The 20,167-nt window shown below is 38.2% G+C and carries 19 protein-coding genes; 10 read left to right on the forward strand and 9 right to left on the reverse strand.

Going from position 1 to position 20,167, the window contains the following annotated elements; translation table 11 throughout:
* The first annotated feature begins 58 nt into the window (after positions 1 to 58).
* Positions 59 to 199, forward strand: coding sequence for a VanZ family protein (locus tag V7122_RS10750; RefSeq protein WP_335526740.1), 141 nt, complete (start codon positions 59 to 61; stop codon positions 197 to 199).
* A gap of 92 nt (positions 200 to 291) precedes the next feature.
* On the opposite strand, the gene V7122_RS10755 is transcribed toward V7122_RS10750, so the two are convergent.
* The 4 genes from V7122_RS10755 to V7122_RS10770 all read right to left on the reverse strand — a co-directional run bounded on the left by V7122_RS10755 (position 292) and on the right by V7122_RS10770 (position 3,429).
* Positions 292 to 1,275 (reverse strand): BadF/BadG/BcrA/BcrD ATPase family protein, encoded by a 984-nt coding sequence (locus tag V7122_RS10755; RefSeq protein ID WP_335526686.1) that lies wholly within the window; start codon positions 1,273 to 1,275, stop codon positions 292 to 294.
* 27 nt (positions 1,276 to 1,302) lie between these two features.
* Positions 1,303 to 2,046, reverse strand: coding sequence for a hypothetical protein (locus tag V7122_RS10760; protein ID WP_335526687.1), 744 nt, complete (start codon positions 2,044 to 2,046; stop codon positions 1,303 to 1,305).
* 4 nt (positions 2,047 to 2,050) lie between these two features.
* Complete coding sequence (pgmB, locus tag V7122_RS10765) at positions 2,051 to 2,713, reverse strand: beta-phosphoglucomutase (protein ID WP_335526688.1); 663 nt, start codon at positions 2,711 to 2,713, stop codon at positions 2,051 to 2,053.
* A gap of 254 nt (positions 2,714 to 2,967) precedes the next feature.
* A complete protein-coding gene (locus tag V7122_RS10770; RefSeq protein WP_335526690.1) occupies positions 2,968 to 3,429 on the reverse strand; it encodes a hypothetical protein in 462 nt (153 codons plus the stop codon).
* A 374-nt stretch (positions 3,430 to 3,803) separates the two neighbouring features.
* On the opposite strand from V7122_RS10770, the gene V7122_RS10775 reads away from it, so the two are divergent.
* On the forward strand, positions 3,804 to 4,496 hold the full coding sequence (locus tag V7122_RS10775; RefSeq protein WP_335526692.1) for an SDR family oxidoreductase: 693 nt from the start codon (positions 3,804 to 3,806) through the stop codon (positions 4,494 to 4,496).
* 115 nt (positions 4,497 to 4,611) lie between these two features.
* Here V7122_RS10775 and V7122_RS10780 read toward each other — a convergent pair whose 3' ends face one another.
* Positions 4,612 to 5,361, reverse strand: coding sequence for a CBS domain-containing protein (locus V7122_RS10780; protein ID WP_335526694.1), 750 nt, complete (start codon positions 5,359 to 5,361; stop codon positions 4,612 to 4,614).
* A 697-nt stretch (positions 5,362 to 6,058) separates the two neighbouring features.
* Entirely contained in the window at positions 6,059 to 7,120 is a 1,062-nt protein-coding gene (locus tag V7122_RS10785; protein ID WP_335526696.1) for an NUDIX hydrolase, read from the reverse strand.
* A gap of 586 nt (positions 7,121 to 7,706) precedes the next feature.
* Here V7122_RS10785 and V7122_RS10790 point away from each other — a divergent pair.
* The 8 genes from V7122_RS10790 (at position 7,707) to V7122_RS10825 (ending at position 16,468) form a co-directional block, all read left to right on the forward strand.
* The gene (locus V7122_RS10790) at positions 7,707 to 8,978 is read left to right on the forward strand and encodes an FxLYD domain-containing protein (RefSeq protein WP_335526698.1); all 1,272 of its coding nucleotides are present in this window, start codon (positions 7,707 to 7,709) and stop codon (positions 8,976 to 8,978) included.
* Positions 8,979 to 8,991: 13 nt separating this feature from the next.
* Complete coding sequence (locus V7122_RS10795; RefSeq protein ID WP_335526699.1) at positions 8,992 to 10,119, forward strand: S1C family serine protease; 1,128 nt, start codon at positions 8,992 to 8,994, stop codon at positions 10,117 to 10,119.
* A gap of 460 nt (positions 10,120 to 10,579) precedes the next feature.
* Positions 10,580 to 10,999 (forward strand): hypothetical protein, encoded by a 420-nt coding sequence (locus tag V7122_RS10800; RefSeq protein ID WP_335526701.1) that lies wholly within the window; start codon positions 10,580 to 10,582, stop codon positions 10,997 to 10,999.
* 32 nt (positions 11,000 to 11,031) lie between these two features.
* On the forward strand, positions 11,032 to 11,316 hold the full coding sequence (locus V7122_RS10805) for a hypothetical protein (RefSeq protein WP_335526702.1): 285 nt from the start codon (positions 11,032 to 11,034) through the stop codon (positions 11,314 to 11,316).
* 108 nt (positions 11,317 to 11,424) lie between these two features.
* Entirely contained in the window at positions 11,425 to 12,210 is a 786-nt protein-coding gene (locus tag V7122_RS10810; RefSeq protein ID WP_335526703.1) for an SDR family oxidoreductase, read from the forward strand.
* 509 nt (positions 12,211 to 12,719) lie between these two features.
* Positions 12,720 to 13,988: a hypothetical protein gene (locus V7122_RS10815; RefSeq protein ID WP_335526705.1), complete on the forward strand. Its 1,269-nt coding sequence runs from the start codon at positions 12,720 to 12,722 to the stop codon at positions 13,986 to 13,988.
* Positions 13,989 to 14,078: 90 nt separating this feature from the next.
* Positions 14,079 to 14,225 carry a hypothetical protein gene (locus tag V7122_RS10820; RefSeq protein WP_335526707.1) on the forward strand — a complete coding sequence of 49 codons (147 nt, stop codon included), beginning with the start codon at positions 14,079 to 14,081 and terminating at the stop codon, positions 14,223 to 14,225.
* Between the two features lie 248 nt (positions 14,226 to 14,473).
* Positions 14,474 to 16,468, forward strand: coding sequence for a methyl-accepting chemotaxis protein (locus V7122_RS10825; protein ID WP_335526709.1), 1,995 nt, complete (start codon positions 14,474 to 14,476; stop codon positions 16,466 to 16,468).
* Positions 16,469 to 17,011: 543 nt separating this feature from the next.
* Here the strand turns inward: V7122_RS10825 and V7122_RS10830 are convergent.
* From V7122_RS10830 to V7122_RS10840, 3 genes are all read right to left on the reverse strand, one after another.
* Complete coding sequence (locus V7122_RS10830; protein WP_335526710.1) at positions 17,012 to 18,493, reverse strand: sodium:solute symporter family protein; 1,482 nt, start codon at positions 18,491 to 18,493, stop codon at positions 17,012 to 17,014.
* Complete coding sequence (locus V7122_RS10835) at positions 18,490 to 18,690, reverse strand: DUF3311 domain-containing protein (protein WP_335345187.1); 201 nt, start codon at positions 18,688 to 18,690, stop codon at positions 18,490 to 18,492. The genes V7122_RS10830 and V7122_RS10835 overlap by 4 nt, the downstream gene beginning before the upstream one ends.
* A gap of 78 nt (positions 18,691 to 18,768) precedes the next feature.
* The gene (locus V7122_RS10840; protein ID WP_335526711.1) at positions 18,769 to 19,953 is read right to left on the reverse strand and encodes a M20 family metallopeptidase; all 1,185 of its coding nucleotides are present in this window, start codon (positions 19,951 to 19,953) and stop codon (positions 18,769 to 18,771) included.
* Between the last annotated feature and the right edge of the window lie 214 nt (positions 19,954 to 20,167).

The raw sequence follows: 20,167 nt of genomic DNA on the forward strand, positions 1-20,167 counted from the left end.
TATTGAAAACTAAAGAGGTGGAAGAAGATAAGCGGATTCTTCTTCTGCCTTTTTTATTATTAAGAAAAGCTTAAAATGTGTATTTGATGAGGCACATCAAATATTTGTTCCTGGCAGAGGAGCCCATCTTATGGATGTAATCATTGATAGTGCAGGGGCTATTATGGGGATAGGGATGTACGTCATAATTGGAAGATAAATAAAATTAAATAGTATTGTAGAAAAATGAATATCAGTTGCTGAAAGTGAGAGGGGGGACAAAAACAGCCCCCTTTTTTCAATTAATCATTCCTAGAAAAAATTATTGTGTTTATTTGTATAAATAAGATTATTTAATACTTCTTCATTTACTTGTATCCCCATCATATGATATGCGTATAAGATAGCACCTAATGCTGGTGCTAATTTTGGAGAGCTATAAGTAAATTGTTTGAAATTATTTGATTCAAGCTGTTTCAGAATTAATGATTTGACAAATGGATGGTTGGCTACTCCTCCAATTAATGAAAGAGGAACGGGATTGGAGGAAAACATGGAAGCTACGAGTTCAATTCCTGTTATTAAAGAATTGGCCACATGATGACATGCTCTTTGGGCAATTCCACTTCCGTTAGCAGCGCCGCTAGTCACTATTCTTCCCATATTACTTAATTTCTGCACTGAATCAATTTGATTATGATCAAATCCTATTGATGCAAGCAAACGTAACTGCTGTATGGATTCAACTCCCCAGTAGTGAAGAACGGAACTGACGAATGCTTGCTCGTTGGGAGGCGGATTTTTAGAAATGATCTCATAGATAACAGAATAGGCTAAATATCTTGCAGCTGCCTTGGAATCATGATGAAAATTGTAATTTCTAATTTTTTTATTTTTCTCTGTTTTTCCAAAAACAATGGAGCCTGTTCCTGCAATAGCTAATATGCCCGATTCACCTAAAAATGCCCCGTATTGAGCAATTTCTGCATCATTCATGACCGCGGTTGGAACTAGTAGTTCGCGATTCAATAGTAGGTCTGTTGCCCATTGTTTATCTTTTTCTTCATTAAGCCCTGCAAAACCGGCAACGATATATTGGATTGCTTGCTCAGGTTGTTTCGCTTCTTCCAATGCCCCTTTTATTGCCATATTCACATTTTTCAGAGGGTCTTTATTTTTACCTGGATGGGATCCGGCTTTTCTTGAGAATCCCAATATGTTTCCCTTTAGATTAGCGACAACCACTCTCGTGTATGTACCGCCACCATCTATGCCTAACACGATTTGTTGATTCAAAGGTATTCTCCTTTTGTCTCACTTTTGCTATTGCTTCACCTTTTGGAAGTAACGGTAATGATAAATAAAAAACAGAAAATCGATGATAAAAACTCCCATATATAGAGAAATTCGCAAATATTCACTGGATAGCCAATATGGAAACAACGCTTGACTAGAAAGTAGTGTTTCTTTTCCATACATACCAAAGTTATGACTAAATCCTAATATGATTGAAAATAAGCTTAGGCCACCGAACATGAGAATAATGGCAATATAATTGCTTTTAATTTTATTGTTTTTTTCTTTATTCTTATGAAATAAAAAGGAAAAAATACTTCCAATCCACTTGAGTAATTTTTGCAGCCAATTCATTTGTTGCTGGTCGATATTTTCTGATTCTTTAGGTTTCCTTAAATATGTTTCCCATTCTAATGCAGGAATAGAAATGTTTGATTTACTTGATAATTCTTTATTAATTTTGTCTTCAATTCTTTTAATATATAATCCCGCACGTGACATACGTCGAACTTCGCCATTCCAGATAAGAATAATTAAGTTGCACATGAATGGGATAAAAAATACGTATATACTCTCAACAATATGGTCCTTGCCCCATAAGTTTGCACTAAAGGCAATTAACACTCCTATCGCGGTTAAACCATAATTAATTATGGATTGCTGATGCCTCAAGGAGTCCCCTGATTCATTACGAAGAGTATTGTATTCTTCCATAATGATGTCAAACCACTTTAACTGGAAATCTTTCATTTTTTCGTCTTGGCTTTCCATATTTTCACCCTTCAAATCGACTAATTAGTTCTTGAACAGATAATTCCGTTGAATTGTCAATATACCAATCAGGCTCTTGTTCTATTACAGCATTCCCTATACCAATTGAAAACATTTTTGTTGATTTTATGGCCTTCATACCTGCTTCTCCATCTTCAATAGCAACGCAATTCTGATGGGGAATCTCTAATGTTTCTGCAGCCTTAATGAAAATCTCTGGATTGGGTTTTCCTTTTATGATCGTTGATGGATCGACAATACAATCAAAGAAATGAATCAGCCCAATTTTTTTTAGGACAGTTATGCAATTTGTACTAGAAGATGCGATTGCTAATTTAATATTTCTTTTTTTTAGCTGAGTGATAAAATCCTTCATACCAGGCAAAATGGACCTCTCATCTAATGATTCAATGAGTTCTTGATAGTATTTGTTTTTTTCTTTTGCAAGATTTATTTTTTCCTGCATAGAAAGGTTGCTTTTAGCCCTTTTAGCTAGACTTTCGATGATATCCATCCGTCTAATTCCCCTAAACTCTTCATTATCTGTTCTGGAAAAAGGGACAGATAGCTGCTCGGCAATTTTTTTATTTGCAAGATAATATAATTCAAATGTATCGACAATGACTCCATCCATATCAAAAATAACTGCCTGAAGGGTTCTCTTCATCTATTTCGAACCTCCCATTTTTTATGGTAGACCAATATTTTGCTAATCTAATTCTATCTAGCTAATACAATATTATACAATAAATTCAATTGCGGGACACCAGAATCGGGTGCTGGACCTTCGCTAGGAAAATGAAACTAGTAAATGGGAGGTTGGGCATCTCCCTTAGAAGGGACGAAGCCATATTCGAAAAAAAAGTAACCATCGATTCCCGACTATTAAAATAAACGGTTTCTATTTTTACTCTTCTTAATTTACACCTGGCTTGCTAATGAAAAAGTGGTGAAATCAATTTGGACCAGATCCCATGAGGTGACAATCCTGATGGGTTTCTGTGTTTGGCTACTCGTTTGTGTCACTAGGACTCCTTCAAGCTTTTGATTACGCTCAAATGCTCTTTCAAAAACATCCTCAAGATCATAAATTGTGCTGTCTCTGTCCAAAAATACTACGTTATGCTTCTTTTCGTAGGCTAAAATATCCCTAGTGCAAATACCTTCCATTGAAAGTGTGTGGACAATTAGATTCATATACACCCATTTGGCAATACCGCCTTCTGTTAACATGCCGATAAACTGCTTATCATCATATATAGGAAACTGAGAAAAGCCTATTAGCTCCACCTCTTTTAATATATCTTTTATAGGTGATTCTGATTCTGGTCTAAAGCAAGAAACCGTTTGTGAAGCAAAAGACAGGGCTAATGGCGGTTCCATCAACAAATCTGCTATCCTATCAATGTTCCGAACCGTTCTTCATGAGGGTCCGCGATATACTGATCCTCCTCAAATTTCTGATGAACCAGTGCATTCCGTAAATCCCAATTTGTTTAAGAATGATACCCTCAAAAAATACAATTTGGTCAATGCGGAAATGGATTGCCTTCATCTCGCTGATATTTAATTGGATATGATCAACCGCTACACCTGCAAGAAGACCTTACCACTTTCCCAGCTGTCGTCATCACAACAATATGTTTGTTTTTCTGGTTAACAAAAAACAGGTTCAAGTGAAGTCTACAGGGGATATAGGTTCATAAAAATAATAATGGTATAGTATTCGTGACGGTAAAAGAAGGGATGATTAAAACATGGATATAAAAGTTGTTGCTATCACAGGTGCAGGAAGCGGGCTTGGTGCTTCTCTCGCCAAGAAATATTCTGAAATGGGCTGCCATGTTTGTTTGCTTGGGAGAAACGCTTTGAAACTGAAACGAATGGCTGAGCAATTAACGGGCAGCTATTCGATCTACGAGGCAGACGTTTCTTCAAAGAGGGAAGTAGAAAAAACGATGGCGTCTATTAAGGAGGAAGTGGGCCCTATTGATTTATTAATCAATAATGCTGGACTCGGTGTATTTGATTTGGCAGAAAATCTAACGGAAGAAAATGTGCATGATATGATTGATATTAATTTAAAGGGAACGATCTTCTGCACACAAGAGGTCCTGCCAAGCATGAAAGAGCGAAACCAAGGCCTTATTATTAATATTGTGTCGACAGCGGGAGTTGAAGGGAAAGTTACTGAGTCCGTTTATTGTGCGAGTAAATTTGGTGTGCGGGGATTCACAGAGAGCCTTGTCAAGGAACTTAACGACACTGGTATTCGGGTATTCGGTGCCTATATGGGCGGAATGAAGTCCCCGTTCTGGGAAGGTATTTTAACAGAAGAGAGAATGAAAAACATGATGGACCCAGGCGATGTAGCGGATGTTATCATTGAAAATGCAAAAGTTCGAAAAAACCTTATTGTCACGGAAGTTATTATTAAAAATAAAATTTAAGAACTAAAAGGGTATATGGAATAAATGGACTCCAAAAGGTTAGGGTAACTGACCTTCTGGAGCCCTTTTTCATTTTATAGACTTGTTTAGAAAAGAGTGTTGATTTGTTTAAAATTTAAACCTGGCTTGCTAATGAAAAAGTGGTGAAATCAATCTGGACCAGATCCCATGAGGTGACAATCCCAATGGGTTTCTGTGTGTGGCTGCCCGTTTGGGTCACTAGGACTCCTTCAAGCTTTTGGCTACGTTCAAATGCTCTTTCAAAAACATCCTCAAGATCATAAATGGTGCTATCTCTATCCAAAAATGCCACGTTATGCTTCTTTTCGCAGGCTAAAATATCCCTAGCGCAAATACCTTCCATTGAAAGTGTGTGGCCAACTAGATTCATAGACATCCATTTGGCAATACCGCCTTCCGTTAGAAGGCCGATAAATTGCCTATCATCATATATAGGAAACTGAGAAAAGCCTTTCAGTTCCACTTCTTTTAATATATCTTTTATAGGTGATTCCGGTCTAAAGCAAGAAACCGGTTGTGAAGCAATGGAGAGGGCTAATGGCGGCTCCATCAGCAAATCTGCTATCCTTTCAATGTTTCGAACGGTATCTTCATGAGGGTCCGCGATATACTGATCCTCCTCAAATTTCTGATGAACCAGTGCATTTCGTAAATGCCCAAATTGTTTAAGAAGGTCGTAATGATAACGCACCACATTATGAAGCTTCCGGCATATATACAGCGCCTCACTATAAGAAACATGATCAGACGCCCCCGTTGCCAGTTCTTTCAATTTCAAATGAATTCTATTAAACGCGGCCTCAAACCGAACCACTCGGTCCCTAACTCCCACAAAACTCACCACTAGAACATCCTCCCTATGTAATATTTACTACTAATTTACCATAAAGGGTGGCAGAATTTTTAATTAATTTTCTCCAGAATTGTAGATAGAGGCGATTAATAATAGATTAGAGCAAGATCATTTATCCATCTTAAAAATTAACTGGTATCCGCCCGTTTTGGGCGCCACCTGTGGAATTGGCTGATAAACTATCAAAATTGGCTGACAACGTGCCAAATCTGGCTGACAAACCAGTCAAATTGGCTGACAAAGTACCAAATCTGGCTGATAAACCTTCCCCCTTCGAAAAGTGGAATTTTTGCCTCAGCATATGGGAGTAGAGAGGCCTAAATACCCGTTCAGTACAACTTAATTTACAAAACAGCCAAATTAAAGCACCTTTTCCGTGTGATTTTGTATTTTCTTTAGGATAAATGGACAACTGGCGGATAATTTGTAATGAATCCAATCTTAAGCATAAGTTTGTAATTGGATGAATAATAGGGGGATTACTGATTTTTGATCGGGATCATAACAGCTATTGTGACGGTGGTTAAACAAAGAAAAAGGTAACCGCCTAGCCTCCGACTAAAGAGTAAGGCAGTTTCCTTTTTCTAAATATAGCTATTAGGTTAGCAGTTCTTCATCGGTATGTAGTTGCTTTGATTTTTCTAATAAAACTACACCATCTCACAAAATGCTTACATGGTAGAGGACCTTACCCAAACACTTTCCTAACCTTTGCATCAACACTCGACTTTGTATGGTCATGAATAAGTCCCCAGTAAAGAGCAATTTTCGCTGTAGACCACATTTTTTCTTCTTTCAACACATTGAGGATGGTATTGATCTTGAAAGGAACAAAACGAAGGTCCTCAAGCTCCCATTTTCCAGAGATTCCTCTGCTTCGATTTTGAACGATTTCTTCTGAAGTTTCGTTACAGTATAGAACCCCAATGATATTCCATTGATAATATTCCTCATCCACTCCGTATCCAAGCAGCTTAATGTCCTGTTCAGAAACAGTTAGCCCCAGTTCCTCTTTCGCACCTCGAATCGCTGTTTTATAAAAATCGGGCCCTTGACCGCTAGCATGACGATCCTGAGAAGGGTGTACAGCCTCCACAATCCCAATATCCAATTCATCAGGGCGTACCCCGCTATCTGGTGAACGTTTCGTTAAAATGGTTTGCCCATCTGCCGTCACGACAACCAATGCAACGCCAAATCCATTAGCGATTTGCACAACTGGTCTTTTATGATTCGCATTTGCTATGTACTTTTCCTTGATTGTTTGGCCATTGGGCAAAACTTTGTCCAAATTTGTATTTATTGCTTTAAACGTATAGTAATCACTTGGAGTAAAAGTAAAAACAGCCTTCATATCCTCATTAATATTAGTCCGTAAAATCATATGCTTTTCTAGAGCATAAAGAGGTCCGTTCCAGCTGTGGTTTTCTCCATTTTGTAAATTCTGTTCTTGTATTCTTTCAATTTCATTCTTTAATTCTAGTAAATCCTCCTCGAAAATAGGTCTGCTTGAGGTCAGTCTTGTCTCAATATTCTCCGGAGCAAAGGTCATTTCCCCATCACCATCGCATACCACAAAAGAGGTCATTTCATTTCCCAGCGAAAAATAATAGGGATCCTGTACATCCTTTTCTTTAACAAAAAGCCTTCTGAAAAATCTAGTTATGGCTCTCCACATAGTTTTAAGTGGATCCTCGAATATAACGCCCAGCAATAAACCGACAATCCCACCAATTAACGCATCAGTCATTCGTCCTATGTCTCCCTTCACAATATAAGATAAAGTTTAATCAAAGTGGATAATTGTGTAAATAGTGTTGGGAGAACAATAGGAGTATTTGTATGGGTAAAATTTAATTAAACGTTTAATTAATTTGTTTGTTCGTATTTTTTTGTTGATGCTCGATTTGATATTTTACCTACCAGTAGCGGGATTGGCTGATAAACTACCGGATTTGGCTGATAACGCATCTGGATTGGCTGATAAATTTATCAATCTCGCTGACAAAGTGTATAAATCATAATTTATCCGAGTTTATAGGTTAATTTTAAGGACACATACCGCACAAAATGAAGGAAAGACATCTGTTTTGAATATTAGAATGTGGAATTGTAGAAATAGCTTCCAGTGATACAGCTAAAAAAGGAATTGCCGGTATCCTTAAATAGGGATTGATTTTAATTAAATAAAATGACCATATAGCGGAAAAAGTTTTATTAGAAAAGGGACTAGTCCATTTCGTTATAAAAATGGAATTACCTATAATGGAAATTGATATATCCTTTGAAATCTATGGTAATATTTACATATATAAATTATTAAGGGTGTGGGTCAAATGTACTGCCGGCAATGTGGAGAAAAACTATTGGAAGATTCCCGATTTTGTTCTCATTGTGGTTCGGAAATTCAAACTCTTGTAGATGAGATTACAGATGAACCAACTGAAACTGAAACACGTATAGATGAGATTAGTCAGGAATCAACAGTAACTGATACATCCGTACAAACAGAAGAAATAGAATTAACTAGGCGTGTAAGCCAAGAAGAGTCAAATCAATGTTTCTTGGTTCGAATTTTGCCAATTGTAGTCCCGATAGTAAGCGTTATTATGGTTGTTGCTGGACTGGGATATTACTATGTTCAAGAACAGGAGATTAATAGAGAAGTTTTAGGTTTGAAAGGATCGGCTGAGGAACTGGCTTTAAATAAAGACTTTGAAAAGGCAATGAAATTATTGGAAAAGGCTCAAGCAAAACGTCCGAATTACTCGGCATTACAGGATTCTAAAGAAATGATTGAAAAAGCAATAGACTATGATCAAGAACTTGGGGAAATTAGTGAAAGAATTACGAAAATGCAATACGATGCTGCATCTAAAGAGCTAGCTAGCTTAAAAGAAATGCTTAATGGAGAAAAAGCTCCTTTATTTGAACACTTTCATCAAGAGATAAAGGATAGCGAAACGAAAATCACTGTTGGTATGATCAAGAAAGAAATCAACGCGCTAACAACGGTTAATGAATTGGGTGGAAAACTTTCGATTTTGGCTACATTACCTGAAGATAAAGCTAGTGTTGTAAAACAAGAAATATTAAAGAAGATTGTCCAAATTAGCAGCAATCAAGCAGAAAGCGAATTAGCCAATAAACAATTCTCTAATGCCTACGCCTCTATTGACAAAGGACTGCAATTTGCCGTTAATGATGAAAAACTATTAGCATTGAAAAACCGAGTGGAACAAGATAAAAATGCCTTTGAACAGGCAGAACAACTGAGAATTGAACAGGCTATGGAGGCTGCGGCAAAAGAAGATTTGCAAAATCGGACTGCTGCAGTAAAGGTTACCGATTTTACTGTAGAAACAGATGAATTCGGGGATTTATATATAGCTGGGAATGTTAATAATGTGGCAACAACGAATATTAGTTCCATTACTATCTATTATACAATTTACGATGAAAATGGAGGTTATCTTACAAGCGGGTCAACATCTGTTTATCCATACTATTTAGGGCCGGGAGAATCAGGTTCTTTTGAAGATATTTATTATGGAGTTCATCGGAATGTAACTGTTGATATTGATAATATTACGTGGTATCTCAATTAAAGAAGGTGATGAAATGAAAAAGTGGGTAATCAGCTTGATTTCGACAATACTCGTGTGGGGAGCGGGAATATTCGGCTTTTTTTACATAAAGGAGTCTTTTCCAAAAAAACTAACAGCCTCATCCGCTTTAATAGTTAATGCTAAGACGGCAGAGGAAGAAAAGACTTCTACTGACCTTAAAGAAATTATCCATAACACACAAAAACTAGTAGTAAAAGTCAAATTAGCAGACGGCTCATTAGGGTCTGGTTTTCTATATAATAACCGAGGCGATATCGTGACAAATGCCCATGTCGTGGCAAATGAAAAAGATGTTACCGTGATGACTTCTGATTCGAGGGAATTTTCGGGAACTGTCATTGGTATTAGTCAAGAAACGGATGTTGCTGTTGTTCGTGTACCTGGCTTAGAAGGAACATCTCCGTTAAAAATTGCTAGAGATCGAAAAGGGGAAGTTGGGGATGCGGTCCTTGCATTAGGAAGTCCCTTAGGTCTGCAAAACACTGTAACAACAGGTATTATTAGTGGAATTGACCGTGACTTAGATATTGAACCCTATCATTATGAAGACGTTTATCAAATTTCTGCTCCTATCACAAATGGCAATAGTGGGGGACCTTTAGTGGATAGCCAAACTGGTGAAGTTCTTGGTATTAATTCAGCAGGTATAGAAAAAGGAGCGATTGGTTTCAGTATCCCTATTGTCAGTATTCTTCATATTATAGAAGGCTGGTCAGAATCACCAATGACAAACATCCCCGAAGTTGCAATGGGAGTTGAAGGATACACGTATGAGGATGAACTTACATTAGAAGACTATTCTAGTTATCTTGTAAATTATTTCTACGAAGGTTTAAACTACGGAGATTATGTAACGGCCTACTCGCTATTAGGCAGTTCATGGCAGTCGGATCTGTCTTATGAGAAGTTTCGAAGTGGTTATTTAAATACTTTGTCAGTCACTATTGATGACTTATCAGCTACGAGTGAAGATGACAAAGCCTCTGTTGTTGTAATCATTTCAGCAAAAGAGCGAAATAACAGCTCCACCACCTTGAGTAAATATAAAGCCACTTACGAGATTCGCTATGAGAATGATCAGTTGAAGCTGATATCGGGGAGAGCGGAGAAGATTAATTGATGAAGGGACTAAATATATAGGGTGAAATTTAACCAAACGTTTGATTAATAAGTATGTCTCACTTCAAATTTAGTTTTGATAGGGGTTATTACAGTTGTTTTGACAGTCGTTTAACAGAGAAATAAAGTAACCGTCAAGCCCGACCAAAGGATGAAGGATTGTTACTTTCTTTAATTCCACTTATTTACTTTTGGCCAGCTGCTTTTCATACGGCATGTAGTTGCATTGACTGAGCGTTTTGTGCTCGGTCATTCTTTATTTTATATATGATTAAAAGTGACTATACCTCAATTTGCAAAGCTAAGCGCTTACTAACGTGTGACAGACGCCCAATAGGATAAAGCACTAAAATAGAAGGGGAATTTTGTTATAATTTGTGAAAGTTGCGATCATTCCTTGATAATCAATCGTACCTTCCAAGCTAATTTGTAGTATCATTTAACCCAAGGAGTGTGAAAAGATGAGAATAATTAAATTTTTAATAGTATCGGTTATTTTGCTGGGTGGCATTGGGTTTGGTGTTTATCATTTTGGTACTAAGATTGCCTCTGATAAGTTAGTAGAGACTATTTCCTCTGAACTTGAGAGCAGTGGGGAAATGGAGGAAATAAAGAAAACGATTGAAAGTGATCCTGAGTTAAAGTCATTTATAGAAGAGGCTAAAACAGCTGATACCAGCAAATTGCCTTTTAAAACAAAGGAAGAGGCCACAAAAGTTTTGATTCAAAAGGTTGGTATTTCTGAACTTAATGATATTAGGGTGCAAGTGCAGAATGGGTCAGTTTCAAAAGAAGAAGTCCTACAGGAAATCCAGGGGAAATTAACGGAAGAAGAAATCATGGCATTGAAAGTAATCGCCTATAAGGAGTTATATAAATAACGTCTGGCGGAAAAAGATAAAGAGGTGATGAGATGAATAAGGGATTTACCGCTGTCGGCTGCTTTTTCATAGCCATTTCCGCTTTTTTATATGCTTCTAAACATATTACTGCCGCTATCATGTCTTCCTATATCAATACCCCGAAGGTCACCTATTTCGAAGGGGCTCATCAATTAATAGGCTTTGGGATGAAATTCTGGATATTTATCTCATTTATTGCAGGAGTGATCTTTTTTCTAGTTGGGATTTGGCCGTGTTTTCAGAAGGTATTTCAAAAGAAGAATTCACAGATACAGGTGGGAAAAGATTTGCATTAATGAAAAAGTCCCACATGATACAGTGAGGGCAGCGTAGCCACAATTGGCCACGTAATGGACAAAACCCCATAAATAGGGGAATTCTTATAGAAAGAGAAGGTGGTAGATTTGGAACTTAATTTAAACAATAAGGTGGCACTAGTTATCGCTTCTAGTCAAGGGTTAGGAAAAGCAATTGCGGAGAAACTTGTAAAAGAAGGGGCACATGTCATGCTAACGAGTAGAGATGCTGAAAAGTTAGCGACAGTTAATAATGAATTAGAGGCCCTAGGAAAGGGGAAAGTTTCATATTTTCCAGCTGATATTACAAAGGTTGAAGACATTACACGACTCGTTCGTAAAACGAGGGAAGTCTTTGGTAAAATCGATATCTTAATTAATAATGCCGGTGGCCCTCCTGGAGGAACATTTGAAATGCTCTCCGATAAAGACTGGCAAAATGCATTTGAGCTAAATTTGTTGAGTTATATTAGAATAATTCGTGAAGTTCTTCCTGATTTAAAAGAAACGGGTGGACGAATTGTTAATATTGCTTCTTCCTCTGTAAAACAACCTATACCTGGACTTATTCTTTCGAATACCTTTCGAACAGGAATCGTAGGACTGGCTAAAACATTGGCAGAAGAATTAGCTCCCTATAACATTTTAGTTAATACAGTAAGCCCTGGTAGAATTGCAACAGATCGTGTCGCACATCTCGACAAAATGAATGCTGATCGATTGGGCGTTTCTCAAGAGCAAATTAAAGAAAACGCCCAAAATACCATTCCCTTAAAACGATATGGAACTCCAGAGGAATTTGCTAATGTCGTTGTATTTTTAGTTTCCGATGCAAGCAGTTATGTAACTGGCAGTTCCATTTTAGTTGATGGTGGAATGATTAAATCGATATAAATTTTAATGGGATAAGGTCGCTCCAAAGTTCGGTGCAAAAGCACAGGAAACCCCTGTGCTTTTTGTTATTCCGAAAAAATCCTTCTTCATCTATTATTCTTAACTTTACCAAAAGCATCCTATCACGTGTCATTCGCCCTCGACAGGTATTCAATTTATCTAAACCTATCCAAAAAAACCTGTTTACTGGACAGGTTTTACTGAAACGTTTGTTCTAACGAATGTGTGCAATCCTAAAAAAGAGAAAATTAATCGGGTATCTCTAAAATTTTTTAACATTAAGTAAATGGCTAGAAAAAGTACTTCCATTTTGTTTCTTATTAAGAACAAATTGTCTTAAACCACTTGTATAATTCGTTATATAGAACTATAATTAATGATAATGTTCTTAATAAGAAAACTAAACTACATTTGATTTGCTTCAGAAAGAACATAAAGAGATCATTCGAGAGGAGGGAGAAGGGGGCTAATTTAGTAGGATTGAACTTAATTAATAGGGGGAAGGTACTTTGAAAAAGAAGATTAGTCTCAGTCTATTTGCTGTATTGTTTGTGGCTATTGCCATTATGGGGACAGTGGCCTATTTTTCCAAAAGCTTTACTAGCGACAATAATACCGCTACGGCAGCTAGTTTTGAGGTAGATGCTGTAAATGCAGAAGGGACAAGCATTGGAAATGCCGAGTTTAATTTAGACGGCAAGCTTTACCCAGGGATGAAAACGATTGAGGCCTACAGCTTCAAAATCAATAAGAACAATACGGAAGTTCCGGTTGAATACAAGGTGAATTTAACTCCAAGTGGTGACTTATTCCCTGAAGGCGGGGGTTCCCCGATTGCCATTTCTATGCAAAGAGATATGGATGGTCGATGGGTTGAAATGGATTACTCATCAGCTTTTAAACCTGATTATGACACAGAAAGTTTCAAAATCTATATTGACTGGCCACACGGTGATAACGACATTGACTTCCAAGGGAAAACAGGAAATATCAAATTGGAGGTTGTGGCAACACAAGTGGATGGAGAAGAGACTGGTGGACCAACAGATCCTGAGAATCCTAATGAGATTCAAGGGTCTTTAGTTGAAACGGTTATCGGAGAGGCTGCTTTAGAAGGAGGAAGCGCTGTTTTCAGTTATAAATTTGATGAAGGCTTTGCTCCGAAAATGAGTAACTTTAAATTTAATATTTATGATGGTGATGGGTACGTTAATGAATGGTATCTGAGCAGCTCCCAAAAAGTGATTAATGGAGTCGTTCATCCTAGAACGGGTGCTGAAGTAGCAGAGGCAATTGTTAGAGATTTTTATGTAACTTTGAAAGGCTCTTTTACCACATTAACTAATAAATGGGATGTTACAAATGTAGGCAGTGAAGTAGTTTTTACTTCTAAAGCAAAAAGAGCTTACGATGGCTTTAAGATCGTTGTTCCTGAAAAGGATAATCGCGCTGAAATCAAAGGTGAATTTCTTGTGAAACAAGCTGGTTCTGTTGCACATGCTGGGATTAAACAAGTCAGCACATTAACAGTCCAAGGAACTGCCCAAAAGGATGGAGCACTTGATGTTTCTTTCTCTGATGGAACTACTGATGTAACGAAGACTATTAACCTAGTAAAAGCTGACACTCCTGCAACGATCGCTGCGAAAATCGCCGCTGAATTTAGTGGTTTAGCAGGATGGGATGTCGCGAATGCAGTGGGTTCTGCGGATGTCGTCTTTACTGCTACAGTAGAGGAAGCTCATAAAGAAGTAACCATTACCCTTTTGAATAAATAATGCTATTTACTTGTGTACGCCTTGCAGGGTGTACACTTTTTTTAGGTATAAATGGCATTAATTTCTTAGTTGGCTGATAAACAGGTGAAATTGGCTGATAAACTACCAAAATTGGCTGACAAACAGGTTGAATTGGCTGACAAACCACTTAAATTGGCTGATAAACATGAAGGCATCCAAAAAAGTGCTCAATTTGATTTAATAAAGCCTAATTTTTATTCAAATGTAGTAGTTTAATAGTAAATGTTCCCCATTTTCGAGATTGTATCAAGAATTAGGAAACAAAGCCTACTTTTCAAGCTTTCATCGGAAATTGGGAAGCAAATCCCCCTAAAATAGCCTCAGTTTTTAACCGCAGAGTTGGAACTAAAGTCCCTTTTTCCCCTATCCCATTTTTTGAAAAATTTTAACTATCTTAATTATAAGTAAAGCAATTTTTATGTGTTACAGTGAAAATGTATATTACATCAGGGGGAGAAAGGGTTATGTTTAAATCTATAAAGGGGAAGCTGATTGGTCTTTTTGTCATTCTTTTAGTTTTGACCGTATTGGCTGTTAGTGTTTTGGTTGACCATCAAACAAAAAATCAAATAGAAAAAAATGTTGTTGAGCAAACCAATAGTATTGTTGCCGAAATGGCACACTCCCTTCAACTGGCAATGAGCCAACATGAATTGAGCATGAAATATGTGGCTGATTCGAGGGAAGTGGAAGATTATCTTGAGATGTCTGGAACAGAGACAAAAGTAGATGCAGAAAATGAACTAGACAGGGCTTTACATAACTTTTTAGATAAATATAAGGATGTAACTTCTATTTATGTAGCTACTCCAATGAAAGATTTGCAGATTATGCCTAAGGCTGATTTAGGGGCTGATTATGATCCAACCTCAAGAGATTGGTATAAACTCGCGGTAGAAAATGCTGGTCAAGCCATTTGGAGTGAGCCATATATTGATTCAGCCACGAATGAACTCGTAGTGACTTCATCATATGCTATTAAAAAGGGCAGCGATATTGTTGGCGTTATTGGCCTGGATATGAAATTGACTGATATTACAAAAATGGTTGAAGAAGCTAAAATTGGCTATAACGGGTATTCTTTTGTTTTTTCTAAGGAAGGCACAGCCATTGTCCATCCGGAAAAACAAGGTGAAAACTTAATGGATTTGCCTTACATTAAAAAAATATACAAAGAAGAAGCTGGTGTTTCTTCATATATGGATGAAGGTGAAGACAAGCTGCTTGTTTTTAACACTATTCCAAGTACATCTTGGAAAATTGGAGCAGCCTATACATCCGATGATCTATTAGTAAGCGCTAAACACATTAGAATGAATATTTTTATTATCTCCTTACTTGCTTTGTGGGTTGCTAGTGCTATTACTTACTTTGTGGCATCAAGGATTACGAAGCCCATTATTTCTTTAAAACAAGCTGTTAATCGTATGGCTAGCGGAGATTTAACCGTGTCAGCAGCAGTTACGACAAAAGATGAGATTGGTGAGTTAAGCTCGCAATTCAATCAGATGGTAGGCAATATGAAATCCGTCCTAATGTTCGTGAACACTTCAGTGAATAACGTGAAAACATCGGCCGAAAACTTAAGCGCAGTATCTGAGGAAACGAATGCATCCAGTGAGGAAATTGCGGCGGCCATTACTGAAGTAGCTAAGGGGGCTTCAACTGCGGCACAAGAGGCAGAGGCGGCTAATCAATTATCCGACCAATTAGGCAATAAAATTAATGAAATTAGTGCACATGCTGTAGACATGACGGGTCTAGCAGAAAAGGCAGATGAGATGAATCGAGAGGGTATTCACGAAGTAAATAATTTAAAGAGTTCCTTTACAGAATCTAGTCAATACCTTGAGTCAATGGAAGAAGTCATTCATGATCTTGAAGGAAAAATTCAACAAATTGAGCTAGTGATCACAACGATTACCGACATTAGCTCTCAAACAAACCTGCTTGCTTTAAATGCTAGTATTGAAGCTGCTCGAGCGGGTGAACATGGGAAGGGATTTGCTGTTGTTGCTGAGGAAGTTAGAAAGCTAGCGGAACAATCTGTTGTGGCAACGAATGAAGTGAAAAAGACGATTACAACCATCCAAAGCGGAGCACTTCTTGCTGTTGAATCCATGAACAAGACAAAGGAAAACTTCACCCAGCAGGCGGATGCCGTTCAGACAACAGAGTCAAGCTTCCGTTCTATTTCGGATATTGTTGAGCAATTAAGACAGTCCATTTTCCGTGTCCATCATGAAATAGACCATATGGCCAATGGGAAGGCGGACGTTATAAACAGCATTCATTCAATGGCTGCGATGGCTGAACAATCAGCGGCCGCCTGTGAGGAAGTCAGTGCCTCAACGGATGAACAGGTCACAGCTATTCAGTCCGTAGCCGATTCCGCAGAGCAGTTGACTGAACTAAGCGATGAACTTCAAAAAGCAGTTGCTAAATTTAAGCTAGTGTAAATATGGTACAGGGAGATCACCTTTGAGTGGTCTCTCTTTTTTATGGGATGATAAGGATTGGAATGTAGTTTAATTAAACGATTGATTGAGAAGACGCAAACGCATGCCGCACAAGGGCTAGAGGGGTTTAAATAAACGTTTGATTGATATGTATGTTCGTACTGGTCTCCCATTCTTAAAGAATAGCGTTAATCAAACGATTGATTGAACAGACACAAACGCATGCCGCACAACGGCTAGAGGAGTTTAAATAAACGCTTGATTAATATATGTACTCATATTTTAGTATCCATTTAGGTATTACTCAAAATTAAAAACCAGGAGGATCTGCTAAATTCGTCCTCCTGGTTTTTATTGAAAATAACGATTTTAAACGCTAAATCTCTCAGAATTTGATAGACAACATTCGGTAATTGAATTGCATAGAAGATTTCTTCTAGTGCTCGAACGATTAATACATTCGGATAAATTTTTCGAACACTTCAATTCATTAAATTTTGTAAGCGGATTGTCCCGGATTAACTGGGACAGAGCCCCTAGTCCTTAGGAAGCAATAGAACTGTTCTCATGTTTCACTTCTTGCTTCGACGATCCTGTTAAAAGACTAACCGCAATCATAACGATCAGGTTCATAATCAAGGCAATTACCCCTACATTTAAGTCTTGGATAAATTGTGGCAAGGCAGGAAATAGGCTTCCGATGGTTGTTTGGCTGATGGCAACGTAGGCAACAGTAGCTACACCAACTGCGATACCTGCGAATGCTCCTTGCTTTGTTACAAAGTTCTTTTTGCCTAAACTAAAGACTAATGGAATGAATAATTGTGTCACTAAGCTGTATCCCATCAAAAGTATAGTAACGAGTGTATCTCCGCCTTGGAATGTGAAAAATAGAGCGATCATGGCGACGACAGGAACTAAGCTCTTTGCTAATTTGGCAACCTGCTGGTCGGTTGCATTCGGAACGAAAACCTTGTATATGTTTTTGGAAATTAGCGTAGCAGATGCCATTAAGATCATCGATCCCGGAACGATGGCCGTTAATAATCCAGCAGCGCCAATTAAGCCGACTACCCATGGATCAAACGTTTGGATAGAAAGTCTTAAAAGTGCAAGGTCACCTTCTGCTCCCTCTAAACCTTTCACTTGTAAAATAGCAGCAAATCCAACAAAGAAAACAAATAATAAAATGAGCTGGTAAAGAGGCATGACAATGGCGTTTTTGCGGAATACTTTTTGGTTTTCCGCAGAATACACCGCACCGAAGTTATGCGGCCACATATAGTAGCCAAGTGCCGTTAATAGTACAGTAGAGATGAACCAAGAAACACTTAATCCACTTTCCGGAAGGATTGAATGTCCCGGTTTTGCAAGTTCGACTGCTTCGAACATTGGCTGAAGCCCGCCATAATAATGGAATGGTAAATAAAGTCCTAGAAATACGACGACACCAAGAACCAAAATATCTTTTATTATCGCTGTCCACGCTGATCCGTGAATCCCTGAAATCATAACGTAAACCGTTACAGATAAAACCCCGATCCAGATGGCTGCCGTCGAAGAAATGGTCCCGTAAGATGCTTCGGAAACGATAATGCCAAGTCCTTTAATTTGCAGAACGAGGTATGGAATGAGGGCCACAACGCCAACGATGGAAACAAACACACCGAGGTATGGGCTCTTATATTTGCTAACAAAAAAGTCTGATTGTGACATTAAGTTATGATCTTTTGCATATTTCCAAACTTTAGGGAGTAAAAAGTAAGACATAACATATGCTAAACACCCGTAAGATAGGATATAAAATGCAGGGCCGCCTTTACCGTAAGCCCAGCCGCTGCCGCCTAGAAATGTAAAGGTTGTGTAAATTTCCCCAGCCATTAACAGGAATACGAGTAGCGTTCCGAAGCCGCGTCCTCCGACAGACCACTGTTCGAGCGTCATGTCTTTCCCCTTTTGTGCTTGAATGCCAAGAAATATGGATAATATTAAAAAGCCGAATATAATAATTAATGCGATATTCATGATTCTTTTCCTCCTTTATTCGCAGGGTCAAGCTTGTAAACGACAGCCATCGTTCCTGATGTCAGAAAGACCCACAGAACAAGATAAAAGAGAATGAAGGGCATCCCTAATACATAAGGTGTTACTTTATTAGCAAAAGCAATTCCGCCTAAAATCCCAATAAATGGGATAAAAGCGATCAGGTGATAAAGTTTCATAGTTAGACCTCCAATTCTTAAAATGATTTGGACAAGTTATTGGTAAACCGCCAAAACCTGTCCAATAACCAGTCACTCTTAACCTAAAAATTTAAATGTAGCATGCAGGAATGTTTTGACGCCGATTTCCAATGCATCTTCATCGATCGTAAAGCGGGCGTGATGGTGAGGATACGTAATGCCTTTCTCCTCGTTGCCAGCCCCAACATAGAAATAGCAGCCAGGTGCTTTTTTCATGAAGGCAGAGAAATCTTCTCCTCCCATATTTGGCTTCATCATATCAATCGCCTCTTCACCGAATACTTCACGAACGGTTTCTTCGACAACACTTGTCACTTCTTCATGATTAATGACTGGACGATAGCCAAATTGATATTTGAAATCATAAGAAGCTTCATGGGCTTCTGTGATTCCTTTCACAACGCGTTCCATTTTTCCAGGAATGGATTCACGAAGGCTTGGGTCAAAACTGCGGACTGTTCCGCAAATTTGAACGGATCCTGGAATGACGTTATGTGTTGTGCCGCCGATAAACTGCGTGACCGAAATAACTAAATTATCAAGTGGGTCAGTATTACGGGAGACAATATGCTGAAGATTGGTTACTACTTGGGCAGCGATCGCGATCGAGTCAATCGTCTGATGCGGCAATGCTGCATGTCCGCCTCTGCCGTTCACTGTAATCCAGAATGTGTCAGGTGCAGCCATCATTGGGCCGTACACAATGCCGACTTTCCCGAATTCGAGCGGTGACCAAAGATGAGTGCCGATAACAAGATCAACCCCGTCCATTACTCCAGCCTCAACCATTTCATCAGCACCGCCTGGGAAAAGCTCCTCTGCATGCTGGAATAAAAAGCGGACTTCACCTTTAATTTGGTCTTGCAATCCAGAAAGAATTTTGGCTGTTCCAAGCAGCATCGCCGTATGTCCATCATGGCCGCAAGCATGCATTACACCTGGATTTTTTGAAGCAAATTCAAATGTATTTTCTTCTTGAATCGGAAGAGCGTCCATGTCTGCACGAATCGCCAATGTTTTGCCTGGTTGAGTACCAATCAGGCGAGCCATCACACTTGTTTTCGTTGGACGAGATAGTTCCAAATTGCCAAATGACTCTAACGTTTCAAATACATATTGAGCCGTTTGTTCTTCGTGGAATGACAGTTCCGGATTATGATGCAAATATCTTCTCCACGTAATGACTTCTTGTTTTAGGTCACTTGCTAATTGATTTATATTTGTATCTGTATTTAAAATCATGGATTTCAACTCCTGTTCTGAATGCAGAGGGACGTTTCCTCTTCCTCAAATTCAAAAAAACGTATAAATAAACTTTCTTGTATTTGTAATTATAAAATTTATCAAAAAATATAGTATGTCCTTTTCGACAAAATTTTTAATAAACAATTTATGAAAAACCACAAAAAAAGTCCCGTTTCTCTCCAAATCCTTATTAAAAAACACATTTTTTCAA

Source organism: Bacillus sp. JJ1532 (assembly GCF_036965085.1).
Taxonomy (GTDB): Bacteria; Bacillota; Bacilli; order Bacillales; family Cytobacillaceae; genus Cytobacillus.